The sequence below is a fragment of the Streptomyces sp. NBC_01017 genome (genome assembly GCF_045162795.1).
Taxonomy (GTDB): domain Bacteria; phylum Actinomycetota; class Actinomycetes; order Streptomycetales; family Streptomycetaceae; genus Streptomyces; species Streptomyces machairae.
Map to the genome: position 1 here is coordinate 7,635,687 of NZ_CP108683.1, position 12,008 is coordinate 7,647,694.

At 71.7% G+C, this 12,008-nt stretch carries 10 protein-coding genes and 1 pseudogene; 2 read left to right on the forward strand and 9 right to left on the reverse strand.

The window, feature by feature from the left end; translation table 11 throughout:
• Positions 1-109: 109 nt before the first annotated feature.
• The 7 genes from OG331_RS35065 to OG331_RS35095 form a co-directional block, all read right to left on the reverse strand.
• Positions 110-763, reverse strand: coding sequence for a response regulator transcription factor (locus OG331_RS35065; RefSeq protein WP_328882111.1), 654 nt, complete (start codon positions 761-763; stop codon positions 110-112).
• A complete protein-coding gene (locus OG331_RS35070) occupies positions 748-2,022 on the reverse strand; it encodes a sensor histidine kinase (RefSeq protein WP_406203779.1) in 1,275 nt (424 codons plus the stop codon). Before OG331_RS35070 ends, OG331_RS35065 begins: the two co-directional genes overlap by 16 nt.
• A gap of 51 nt (positions 2,023-2,073) precedes the next feature.
• On the reverse strand, positions 2,074-3,096 hold the full coding sequence (locus OG331_RS35075) for an NAD-dependent epimerase/dehydratase family protein (RefSeq protein ID WP_406203782.1): 1,023 nt from the start codon (positions 3,094-3,096) through the stop codon (positions 2,074-2,076).
• An 83-nt stretch (positions 3,097-3,179) separates the two neighbouring features.
• The gene (locus tag OG331_RS35080) at positions 3,180-3,725 is read right to left on the reverse strand and encodes a winged helix-turn-helix domain-containing protein (RefSeq protein ID WP_406203784.1); all 546 of its coding nucleotides are present in this window, start codon (positions 3,723-3,725) and stop codon (positions 3,180-3,182) included.
• A gap of 313 nt (positions 3,726-4,038) precedes the next feature.
• A complete protein-coding gene (gene glnII / locus OG331_RS35085; protein WP_406203786.1) occupies positions 4,039-5,067 on the reverse strand; it encodes a glutamine synthetase in 1,029 nt (342 codons plus the stop codon).
• A gap of 327 nt (positions 5,068-5,394) precedes the next feature.
• Entirely contained in the window at positions 5,395-6,162 is a 768-nt protein-coding gene (locus tag OG331_RS35090) for a hypothetical protein (RefSeq protein ID WP_406203789.1), read from the reverse strand.
• Positions 6,163-6,293: 131 nt separating this feature from the next.
• A complete protein-coding gene (locus tag OG331_RS35095; protein ID WP_391394484.1) occupies positions 6,294-6,659 on the reverse strand; it encodes an ArsC/Spx/MgsR family protein in 366 nt (121 codons plus the stop codon).
• A gap of 220 nt (positions 6,660-6,879) precedes the next feature.
• Here OG331_RS35095 and OG331_RS35100 point away from each other — a divergent pair, with 220 nt between their 5' ends.
• Positions 6,880-7,188 (forward strand): hypothetical protein, encoded by a 309-nt coding sequence (locus OG331_RS35100; RefSeq protein ID WP_391394482.1) that lies wholly within the window; start codon positions 6,880-6,882, stop codon positions 7,186-7,188.
• Between the two features lie 67 nt (positions 7,189-7,255).
• Here OG331_RS35100 and OG331_RS35105 read toward each other — a convergent pair whose 3' ends face one another.
• On the reverse strand, positions 7,256-8,446 hold the full coding sequence (locus OG331_RS35105) for a winged helix DNA-binding domain-containing protein (RefSeq protein ID WP_406203793.1): 1,191 nt from the start codon (positions 8,444-8,446) through the stop codon (positions 7,256-7,258).
• 350 nt (positions 8,447-8,796) lie between these two features.
• Here OG331_RS35105 and OG331_RS35110 point away from each other — a divergent pair, with 350 nt between their 5' ends.
• Positions 8,797-10,134 (forward strand): DUF2252 domain-containing protein, encoded by a 1,338-nt coding sequence (locus OG331_RS35110; RefSeq protein WP_406210490.1) that lies wholly within the window; start codon positions 8,797-8,799, stop codon positions 10,132-10,134.
• Between the two features lie 31 nt (positions 10,135-10,165).
• Here OG331_RS35110 and OG331_RS35115 read toward each other — a convergent pair.
• Positions 10,166-11,835: pseudogene (locus tag OG331_RS35115) on the reverse strand (alpha/beta fold hydrolase).
• Positions 11,836-12,008: the final 173 nt, after the last annotated feature.

A 12,008-nucleotide genomic window follows, 5' to 3' on the forward strand; every position in this document is an offset into this window, starting at 1 on the left:
GCCGTCCCGGAAATTGTTGAGAGATTCGTGAGAACGCTGTGTGCTCAACCGCCTCTGAAATACCTGCAGTTGTTGATCCCGCACGGGGGGTAAATGGATGGGTCCGTTTTCACCGGCCGTGGTCGAGATACGCGAGAACCGCCAGCACGCGACGGTTGTCGTCGTCCGACACCTCCAGGCCCAGTTTGGCGAAGATATTGGCGGTGTGCTTGGCGATCGCCCGTTCCGTGACGACCAGCCGCTCGGCGATCGCCGCGTTCGTGCGGCCCTGAGCCATCAGCTCCAGCACCTCCGTCTCACGGGGCGTGAGCCGCGCCAGCGGCTGGTCGTCGGCCGCGCGCCGGGACAACAGCTGCTGGATCACCTGCGGGTCCATCGCCGTGCCGCCCGCCGCGACCCGCCGTACGGCGTCCACGAACTGGTCCGCGTCGAAGACCCGGTCCTTCAGCAGATACCCCACCCCGCCGCTGCCGTCGGCGAGCAACTCGCGCGCGTACAGCTGCTCCACATGCTGCGAGAGAACCAGCACCGGCAGACCGGGCTTCTTCCGGCGGGCCTCCAGCGCGCACTGCAGCCCCTCGTCGGTGTGCGTCGGCGGCAGGCGTACGTCGACGACGGCGACGTCCGGCTCCAGTTCGGCCAGCGCCCGCGCCAGCTCGGGGCCCGTCTCCACGGCCGCCGCGATCTCGAAGTCGTAGGCCTCAAGGAGCCGGACCAGGCCGTCGCGCAGCAGGAACAGGTCTTCGGCTAGGACAACGCGCAAGGGATCTCCATGGTGACCATGGTGGGGCCGCCCGCGGGGCTGCTGACGGCCAGGACGCCGTCGAATGTACCCAGTCGCCGCTCGATTCCGGCGAGCCCCGAACCGGTCCCGATCACCGCGCCGCCCCTGCCGTTGTCGGTGACGGTGATGCGCAGCCTTCCCTCCGTGTGGTGCAGGTCGATCCAGATCCGGTCGGCGTCCGCGTGCTTGACGGCGTTGGTGAGCACCTCGCTGACCGCGAAGTACGCCGCCGACTCCACGGGCGCCTCGGCCCGCCCGGGCAGCTCCACGTTCACCTCGGTGGCGACCGGCAGCCGCAGCGCCAACGCCCGTACGGCGTCGCCCAGTCCGCGCTCGGCGAGCACGGGCGGGTGGATGCCGCGCACGAGGTCGCGCAGCTCGTCGAGGGCGTCGGCGGAGGACCGGCGGGCCTGCGCGACGAGCTGCTTGGCCTTCTCCGGGTCCTTGTCGACCAGCATCTCGATGGTCCCGAGATCCATACCCATCGCCACCAGCCGCGCCTGTGCCCCGTCGTGCAGATCCCGTTCGATACGGCGCAGTTCGGCGGCGGAGGTGTCGACGGCGTCCTGGCGGGTTTCCGTCAACACCCTTACGCGCTCGGCAAGTTCACCCTGTCCGGCGCCGAGGACGGCGCGGGTCAGCTGGAAGTGGACCTGGAGCAGGCGCGCCGTGTAGAAGTGCGCGATGAAGAGCAGGCCGAGGCCGAGGGCGGCGGCGCCGAGCGCGGACGCCTGCCCCTCGACCTGTACGAAGCCGTACCAGTACCCGTCGGGCAGGACCCGCCACAGCCCCGCCGCGATCGCGAAGCCCTCCAGCGGATAGAAGAGCAGCACGGCCGGCAGCAGTGCGGTGACGAACCCCGCCGTCATGTCGACCGGCAGCCACCTCAGGTCCCGCCAGGTCGCCGGGTCGCCCAGCATCCCGAAGGTGCGGGCCCACGGGTTGGCGTCCTTCGGCAACGGCCGGTACGCCGGCGGAATCCGCACCCCGCCCCACTCGGCCGCGAGGACCCGCCGCCAGTCGGCGAACGCCCGTACCCCGGTCAGCACCCAGGGTGTCGTGACGATGCCGACGCCGATGGGGATGAGCGCGATGGACACGAGGGACAGGACGAAGCACAGGACGGCGCCCGGCAGCGAGACCAGGGCCAGCGCCAGCCCCCGAACGGCCGCGAGTCCCATGCCCCGCGCCCGTGTCCGCTGGTCGCCGCCGGTGCCGCTCTTCGTGTCGTAGGTCATGCCGCAAGTCTCACGGAACCGGCGGCGCGGGTCACTGGGCCGGGGCCCCGGTCAGTGGGTGGTGCCAGATACACCCCCGCCCGCGAGGACCTTGGCCTCCACCTCCGGGTCGAGCCCCTTCGCCGTCCGGTCCGTGCGCTGGGGTGCCGTGCCGCCGATGTCCTGGAGCCAGGCCCAGGTGTCGGCGACGGTCTCCTCGACCGGCCGGCACCGCAGTCCCGTCGCGACCGCCCGGGACACGTCGGCGGCGTGCAGTGCGTCGTGCATGTCGGTGCCCGGCGGCACCCACACCGGCAACTGCGTCCACGGCTCGATGCCCGCGTCGAGGATGACCTCGGGCTCGGTCCACCGCAGCTCCGCCGCAGCGCCGACGGCAGCCACACACGCGTCGAGGAACGTGCCCATGGTGGCGTGCCCCTGCGGGCTCATCAGGTTGTAAGGCCCGGTCAGCTTCTGCTCCACCGCGCCCAGGATCCAGTCCGCGAGATCACGGACGTCGGCATACTGCAGCGGCAGCTCCCGCGGCCCCGGCGCCAGTACGGGCCCGCCACGGGCGATGCGGGTCAGCCACCACGGCAGCCTGCCGACGTTCTCGTACGGGCCGACGAGCAGCCCCGCCCGCACGAGCACCGAACGGTCCGCCCCGAACTCCTCGACGACGGCCAGCTCCCCGCCCCGCTTGTCCCGCGGGTAGTCGGTGTGCTCGGCACCGGCCTCGGCGCCCTCGACCAGCGGCGCGTCCTCGCCGTAGCCCGCGGGCGGCGCCCACGCGTACACCGAGCAGCTCGACACGTACACATAGCGCCCGGCGCGGCCCCGCAGCAGCCGCGCCGTGTCCCGCACGGCACGCGGCGCGGCCGACCAGGTGTCGACGACGACGTCCCAGTCGCCCTCCGCCTCGGCGAGGGCGGCGAGCCCGTCGGGCGTGGTGCGGTCACCGTGCAGCGACCGCACCCCGGCCGGCGGCTCGTGCCGCCCCCGGTGGAAGACGGTCACGTCCCAGCCGCGCCCCAGCGCCGCCTCCACGGCGGCCCGCCCCGCGAACTCCGTACCACCCAGCATCAGAAGCCTCATACGGCCGACTCTGCACGGTACGGGCGCGGGACGGAACAGGACTCTGCCGTCAGCAGAAGATCAGGGGAGGCGGCCGCGACGGCTCAGCGCCCGACCGGCGGGGTGTACTTGTACCCCACCCGCCGCACCGTGCGGATGGTGTTCCGGTGCTCGGCGCCCAGCTTGCGGCGCAGCCGGGCGATGTGGACGTCGACGGTACGGCCGTCGCCCACATGCCCGTACCCCCACACCGTGGTGACCAGCTGGTCGCGGGTGTGCACGCGGTGGGGGTTGGCCACCAGATGTGCGAGCAGCTCGAACTCCAGGTAGGTGAGGTCGAGTTCACGCCCGTCGACCGCGGCGGTACGCCGTACGGCGTCGACGCTGACGAGCGGGTCCCCGCCGGCGTCGGGGACCGGCGCGACCGGCGGGTGCTGGTCGGTCGGGACGAGCACCAGGTAGCCGATCATCGGCGGCTGCCCCGGAAGCGTGGGCAGGGAGTGCGGGGGAGCGGGCAGCCAGGTGGCGCCCGGCGGCAGCAGGTCCGCGACGTCGATCACCTCGTCCCGGTCCACGGCACGCAGATGGTGCCGGGAACCGTTCGGGGAGGTGAGCGTGGCGGCGGTGGAGAGAGAACGAGTGGTCGCCATGAGAGGTCAGCTCTTTCGCGCGAGAGGTCCGTTGGGAAGACGTACGTCGTTTCGCGCTGGCCGAAGGCCGGAAGGTTACGGCTTTACAGGGCCCGCGCGTTCAACGCGCGGCAACACACCCGGTCGAAGTCGTGGTGCTGACGGGAAGGCCAGAAGGGCTCGAGGTCATGGCGACCTGTCGCGGAGTACTTCTGGAAGCTGGCCATGGCCCCATTGAAGCAGACACTTGCCCGCGGCGGGACCCTCGTCTCATCAGACGCGAAGGGGCGCCCACCGTCCCGGTGGGCGCCCCTTCGGGAACTACTGGGCACGATCAGACCTGGCCGGCCTTCTCCAGCGCGGAGCAGCAGGTGTCGACGAGCAGACGGGTCACGACGTACGGGTCGACGTTGGCGTTGGGACGCCGGTCCTCGATGTACCCCTTGCCGTCCTTCTCGACCTGCCACGGGATACGAACCGAGGCACCACGGTTGGAGACACCGTAGGAGTACTCGTTCCACGGGGCGGTCTCGTGCAGACCGGTCAGGCGGTCGTCGATGCCGGCGCCGTAGTGCTTGACGTGGTCGAGGGGCTTGGAGCCCTCACCGAGCGACTCGCACGCGGTGATGATCGCGTCGTAGCCCTCGCGCATCGCCTTGGTGGAGAAGTTGGTGTGCGCACCGGCACCGTTCCAGTCGCCCTTCACCGGCTTCGGGTCCAGCGTCGCGGCGACGCCGAAGTCCTCGGCGGTGCGGTAGAGCAGCCAGCGGGCCACCCACAGCTGGTCCGACACCACGAGCGGGGCCAGCGGGCCGACCTGGAACTCCCACTGGCCGGGCATGACCTCGGCGTTGATGCCGGAGATGCCCAGGCCCGCGGCGAGGCAGTTCTCCAGGTGCGCCTCGACGACGTCACGGCCGAAGATCTCGTCGGCGCCGACACCGCAGTAGTAGCCGCCCTGCGGTGCCGGGAAGCCACCCTTGGGGAAGCCGAGCGGGTAGCCGTCCTGGAAGAACGTGTACTCCTGCTCGATACCGAAGATCGGCTCCTGGGCGGCGAACTTCTCCGCGACCTCGACGAGTGCGGCACGCGTGTTGCTGGCGTGCGGCGTCATGTCGATGTTCAGGACCTCGCACAGGACCAGGATGTCGTCCCCGCCGCGGATCGGGTCCGGGCAGGAGAAGACCGGCTTGAGCACGCAGTCCGAGGCGTGACCCTCGGCCTGGTTCGTGGAGGACCCGTCGAAGCCCCAGATCGGCAGCTCGGCACCCTTGGCGTCGTCGGCCAGAATCTTCGTCTTCGAACGGAGCTTGGCCGTCGGCTCGGTGCCGTCGATCCAGATGTACTCAGCCTTGAAGGTCACGGGCCACATCCTTCGGGGGTGGGTCTGTTGCGGGCGCTGCGGCGCTGCGGCACTGGGGCGCCGCGCTTCAGGAGCTTGTCAACAGGCGATTTCCCGGCCATTGCTCGAATGTGAACCCCGTGTTACCTGGTGTTGGTGTGGCCCGTTTCACGCTGTGAGCGCCGTACCGAGCCGACATGGGCTTCGAGTACCGCCGCAAGGAGGGGCACCGTCCGCTCGTATGCGATGGGAGTGAACGAAGCACGTGCAGGCACACGCACGTGGGCCCTGCCGCTCGTGGCCGCGAGCGGCAGGGCCCTTGACACGTACGACGTGACTACCGGAGCCTCACCCCACCTTCTCGATCAGGGCCCGGCGAATCAGGAACTTGCCGGGCTCACGCACCTGCTCGAAGGCCGCGTTGTTGAGCAGCGCACAGCTGCCGGAGACCGAGGTGACCTCCACCGTCGTGGACTTGTTGTTGTCCAGGTTGGTGACCTTCAGCTTCGTACCGGCCGGGAACTGGTTGCTGGACGCGGCCGGCGCCCCGCCCTCGCCGGAGAGCGTGACGGTCGACCCGTTGCAGACCTGCTGCCCCGAGGCCGCGGCACCGCCGCCGTCCCCCGCGTTGCCGGCCTCCCCGGCCCCCGCGTTATCTGCATCCCCGGCGCCCGCTTCCCCGGCCCCCGCGTTATCTGCATCCCCGGCGCCCGCTTCCCCGGCGCCCGCGTCACCAGCGCCCGCGTCACCGGCATCCCCCGCGGGAGCGCTCGGCGCCGGCTGCGAAGCCTGGGAGTCCTGAGCCGACTCCCCAACCCCGCACCCGGACGCCTCCTGCTGGACCTTGATCTGCGCGATGACCGCCTCACGGTTGGCGATCCGCGCCTCGGACTGCGCGTCCGGATCGGCCCGTTGCCCCTCGATGAACCGCTCGTTGTTGCCGAGCGCGGTGGCGAGCCCCTGACAGACGGTCGACTCCGCGGCGGACTTGACGGTCGGCGTCTGCGAGGCGTTCGAGGTGCTCGCCATGACGAAGGCACCGCCGCCCGCCACCGTCGCCGCACTCAGCAACAGCGCGAGCTTTTTCTTCGGACTGAGAGTCCTCCTACGCGACATGCGCGCCTCCTGAAGAGCTAGGGGAGCGTACGTCGCTATGTACGAGATGCCGAACGAAGTTACTCAGTGGTCACGGGAGTTGGCCGAAGTAACCTGCGTCACACCCCATCCGGGAACCGCCGGTTCGCCCGTCAGCTCTCCCGGGACAGAGCGTCCCGAACGGCGTCATCGGTGCGCGCGACAACGGCCGTACCGTCCTGCGCGGTGATGATCGGCCGCTGGATCAGCTTCGGGTGCTCGGCCAGCGCCTTCACCCACCGCTCCCGCGAACCGGCGTCCCGCGCCCACTCCTTCACGCCGAGCTCCTTGGCGGCAGCCTCCTGCGTCCGCGTGATGTCCCACGGCTCCAGTCCCAGCCGAGTGAGCACCTCCCGGATCTCGTCCTCGCTGGGCACGTCCTCCAGGTAACGGCGGACGGTGTAGTCGGCCCCTTCGGCGTCCAGCAACGTGAGGGCGCTACGGCACTTGGAACAGGCCGGATTGATCCAGATCTCCATGCCGCCCACCGTATCCGAGCCTCTCCGTGTTCGAATTTTCTGGCGCCTCACGCGCACCTCCCGAACCCGACGTGACACGGCGACAGTTTAGTTGCTGACCAGGGCATTTAATGGACGTACGGCACCCCCTGATTGTCAGTGCCGGGCAGTAAACTGTAAGCAGTGTTCGAGAGTGTCGCCGGGAATCCGGCCGGCGCTCCACCGCGACAGGAGGATGCCTGTGCCCGCTGCCGCACTGAAGGCGAAGCCCACCCAGTCCACCGCAAAGCACCCCGTGCTGCTCGACCTGCCGTACGCGCCCGTTCAGAAGCGGCCGCTGCCGCCGGGCCGTCCGCGCGAGTGGTACGTCACCCACAACCGCCGCCTCAAGGCCCTGCGCCTGGCGATCGCCCTGCTCGACTCGGGCGTCCTCATGCCGAACCAGGCCCGCAACGAGACGATCCGAAGCACCGCGGAGACGATCGGGGTCCACCCACCGTCGGACACGACGTGCCACATGGTGCGGGCGCTCATGAGGTACTCGAGGTAGACAGCGCAGCCGGGTGCCCTCAACGACGAGGGCACCCGGAAAACCCGGAACAATCCGGAACAGTCCCTTACGCGGACAACTCCCGCTCCAGCGGCGTCCGAAAGCGAGGCGTCACCCGAGCCGCCCCCACCCACCCCCGCAACCCCTCCGCCTCCACGGCGACCGCGGCCTCCACCGCTCGCCGCTCCGCACCCTCCAGATCCTCCAGCAACCGCCAGACGATCTCCCCGTCCCGGCGCTGGGCCCATCCGCCCACCACCCGCCCGTTCCACCACACCGTCGGCCCCACGTTGCCGCTCCGGTCGAACAGGGACGGCCACAGCTCCGGCGCCAGATACCACTCCCGCCGCTGCCACCCCATCGCCGTGGGGTCGAGCGCCGGCAGCAGCGCCGCCCACGGCTCAGCGGCCCCGGCCACCGGACCGTCGTCGCCGTCGAGGACGTACCCCGTCCCCTCGTCCAGGGCCACGGCCTGGGCCCCGATCGCCGTGAGCGCCCGGCGCACCTCGGTGACCCGCCACCCCGTCCACCACTTCAGGTCGGACTCCGTCGCGGGCCCGCACGCCGCGAGCCAGCGCCGGACCAGCTCCGCCTGTGCCCCGGCCACGTCCAGCTCGGGATGCTCGGGTGCCACAGCCCACCGGAACTGCGAGGACGTCCAGGAGCCCAGCGGCCGCCCGCGCACGACCTTCCCCTCGACGCCCAGCACCCGCAGCAGCCGTGTCGAGACGGTGTGCATGCCCTCGTAGCTCTTTCCGGCCCCGTACAGGAACTGCTCGCGCAACCGCGGCTCGTCCTGGGCGAGTTCGGCCGCCGTCGCCTGGCCGCGCCGGGCCAGCGCGGCCAGCGCCGACTCCTCGACCTCCGCAAGCCAGGCGGCGTCCGGCGCTCCCGCCGCAGCCATCTGCTTGACCAGCGTGGCCCGCTCCCGGGCGGCCACCGCGAGGCCGGTCGAGGCATGCACGACGGCCGTCAGCCCGGTGGGGAACACGAACACGGTGTGCCGCATGCCGTGCATCCGGACCAGCGCCCGCTCCTCGTACAGCGCCCGCTCGGTCTCCGCGACGGTCTTCCCGGGCTCCGCCAGCCGCGCCCCCACGGCCAGGTACACGGTCGCCGGATCGGTGCCGTGCAGCGCGACCAGGGACTCGGCGACGTCCTCCGGCCGCCCGGCCCGAGCCGCCCCGGCCAGCCGATGCCGCACCCCCAGCCGGGCCCGCCGCTCCGCCACCCCGATGTACCGCAGCCCGTCACCCATCCCGGCCTCCACCCGTCATGCCGTCACCCAGCCAGTGACTGCATCCTCCCGGACCCCACTGACAACGGCCCTCGCACCGGTCGCGGTCCCGGTCATGCCCGGCCACCCGAGGCGGGCTCGCCCGTCACCCGATTGCCGTACCCGGCATGCGCACACCCCCGGCCCCGCCTTCACTGCCATCAGGAGCGCGATGAACCGGGGGACGGACCGGGGGAAGGCCGGGGGACGGACCGAGCGGCGGACTCGCCCGAGCGGGCGGCGGCAGCGGGAGGTGCGATGGGCAGGCCTGGCATACGGCGGCCGGTGCACGCGACGGCCGTGGACAGAATCGCGTCCCGGTGACGACCCCCATGACGCCCGCCGAGCGGGCCCGTCGGGGCAAGGCCGCCCGCAAGCACGTGTCCCGCTCCGCCCACGCCGCCTGGGTCCCCTCCGTCGACCGGCCCGACCCTGTCGCCGTACTGGAACGCCAGGGCCGCGACCGGCTGCCGGAGCTGCTGCCGATCAGGTACGGCCGGATGACGGCGTCCCCGTTCGCCTTCCTGCGCGGCGCCGCCGCCGTGATGGCCGCCGACCTCGCCGCCGCCCCGCACACCGGCCTCACCGTGCAGCTGTGCGGCGACGCCCACCTGCTCAACTTCGGGCTGTACGCCTCCCCGGAACGCTCCCTGCTGTTCGATCTGAACGACTTCGACGAGACGTGCTGCGGCCCGTTCGAGTGGGACGTGAAACGGCTCGCCGCCTCGGTCGCCGTGGCCGCCCGCGAGATCGGCCACCCGGACGCCAAGGCCGGCCGCGTGGCCCTGGCGGCCGTGACCGCGTACCGCACCACCATCCGGCGGCTGGCCCAGCTCGGCGAGCTCGCCGTCTGGCACACCCGCATCGACGCCCAGCAGCTCCTGCCCCTGGTCCGCTCCACCCGCGACCGCCGCAGCGTCGAGGCCAGCCTCGGCCGCGCCCGCCGCCGCACCAGCATGCGGGGCTTCGACAGGCTGACCGAGATCGTCGACGGACGCCGGCGCATCATCCACGACCCGCCGCTCCTCGAACGCGCGGGCACCTCCGACATGGCCTCGCTTCGCAAGATCTTCAGCGACTACCGCTCGACCCTCTCCGAGGAGCGCCGCCTGCTCCTCGACCGCTACCGCTTCGTGGACGCCGCCCGCAAGGTCGTCGGCGTCGGCAGTGTCGGACTGCGCTGCTTCCTCGTGCTGCTCGCCGGACGGGACACCGACGACCCGCTGTTCCTGCAGATCAAGGAGGCGCGGCCGTCCGTACTGGAGGAACATCTGCCGAGCGGGCCCTTCGTCCACCACGGCCATCGGGTCGTCGCGGGCCAGCGTCTGATGCAGGCGACCGGCGACATCTTCCTCGGCTGGATGTCCGGGCCGCAGGGCCGTGCCTTCTACTGGCGTCAGCTGCGCGACATGAAGGGCTCCACGGACGTCGCCGGGATGAGCCCGGAGGCCCTTCTCGCCTACACCCGCCTGTGCGGCACGACCCTCGCCCGCGCCCACGCCCGCTCCGGCGACCGTATCGCCATCGCCGGCTACCTCGGCGGCGCCGACACCTTCGACCGCGCGGTCACCGACTTCGCACTGGCCTACGCGAACCAGACGGTCAGCGACCACACGGCCCTGGGCGCGGCCGTCGGCGCCGGCGTGGTCAGGGCCACGCACGGCGTCTGAGCACCTGAGCCGTACGGCCCGGGCGGCACGGTCAGCCGTACGACTCCAGCAGCCCCTCCACGTACGCCGTCAGCCGCCCGCCAAGCACCTCGGGCGTCAGCTCGGTCCGCCCCAGCTCACGCCACGGCCCGGCGAGTTTCGCCGCGTCGGGGGAGTAGGCGAGGGCGTCGATCAGCCGCCAGTACAGGTGGTCCTCCCCGTCGGCGAGCCGCCGCCCGCCGTGCGCCTCGTACCGGTCCCGGAAGCCGAGGCCGTACGCGGGCCCGTGCAGCAGCGCGAGCGCGGTGGAGCTGGGGGCACCTCCCACGCCCTCAAGGCAGTGGGGAGGGCGACGTCGAGGTCGGCGGGGCCCCACGAGGTCTCCACCCAGTCGACGACCCCGCTGATCCGGCAGTCCTCACCCGTACCCGTGAAGAGCACGTTCCCCGGGTGGAAGTCCCGGTGCAGGAAGCATCCCTCGTACGCCGGAGGCTCCTGCCGGATCACCTCCACGGCCCGCTCCCACAGCCCGCCCGACGGCGTCCGCACCCGCTCCGCGGACGTCCACGCCTGGTACGGCCGCGGGCGCTCGTCCGGTACGACCCGGTGGATCGCGGCGAGTTGGGCCGCCAGCAGGTCCAGGCGCCGGTCCAGGTCCTCGTCGTCCACCCGCACCCGGCCCGGCAGGAGTGACATCAGCAGCGAGGGGTGGTCGCAGTGCTCGGCGGTGGCGTCGACGGCGATCAACTCGGCTGCGGGGACGCCCTCCTGTGCGGCGAGCAGGGTCAGGACCGACGCCTCACGGGCCAGCAGTCCCGGCGCGTGCCTGCGGAAGAAGGGCTTCACGAACGTGCGCAGCGCGAGCCCGGTGCCGTCGTCGAGGGTGAGCCGCCGCATCTGCGAGCTCCAGCCTCCCTTGGCGAAGGCGGCACCGGCGACCGTCCGCCCCTGCGGCACCTGCTTGGCCAGCCACGACCGGGTGGCCGTCCACCCCCGGTCGCCCGGCCCGGCCAGCACCGCGGTGACGAACTCCCGCCGGTCCCCGGCATGTTCCTGGAACCACAGGCCCAGCATGTGTTCCGAGCCCGGCACCTCGAACCGTGTGAACTGGGCGTGCGCGGCCAGCGCGTCCTGAACCGCCTCCGTCACCTCCGGCGGGATGATCGCGTCCGTCCCCGGCACCGCGAGCACCGCCCGGCCCTCGTACCCCCGCAGCACCTCGAATGCGGGTGCCCCGCGCCAGCCGTCCGGCCTGCGGATGATCTCGCTGAACCGCCCGTTCCCCTCGCCGAACGGCACATCCCAGGCCTCCTCGGCGTACACGGCGGGCGCGCACAGCCCGATCGCCGCCACGCGCTCCCCGTAGTGCGCGACGAGATCCGTCACCGTCTGTCCGCTCATGCTGAAGCCCACGAGGATCAGCGGACCGTCCGCCGGCACGCACGCGTCGATCACGGAGACCGCCTGCTCGCAGCGTCGCCGCAGGCTCAACTCCCCTGGCGCACCGCTGCTTTCGCCGTGCCCCGAGAAGTCGAGGGCGAGCCCGCGGCAGCCACGGGACACGAACTCGGCAAGCATCGGGAGCAGCCGTTCCTTGCTGCCGACGCCCGCGCCGTGCAGCAGGACGGCGGTGGCCGTTTCCGGGCCGGCGGCGGCACCGCCGTACACGCAGCTGAGCAGTTCACCGTCGTGGGTGTGGGTGAAGGAGGAGAGCTCGGTCATGCGCCCATTCACTCACAGCGGCCACCGGCCGAACTCGGGCCCCGGGAAAAGGAGATGCACGCCGAGTGACCGTCTCCCTACCCTGGACATGCGTAACGGAGCAGTTCACGCCGCTTTTCGCAGGGCGGGCGTCACCCTGCGGACTCGGGGCTACTCTCTACGCACCGACGGAC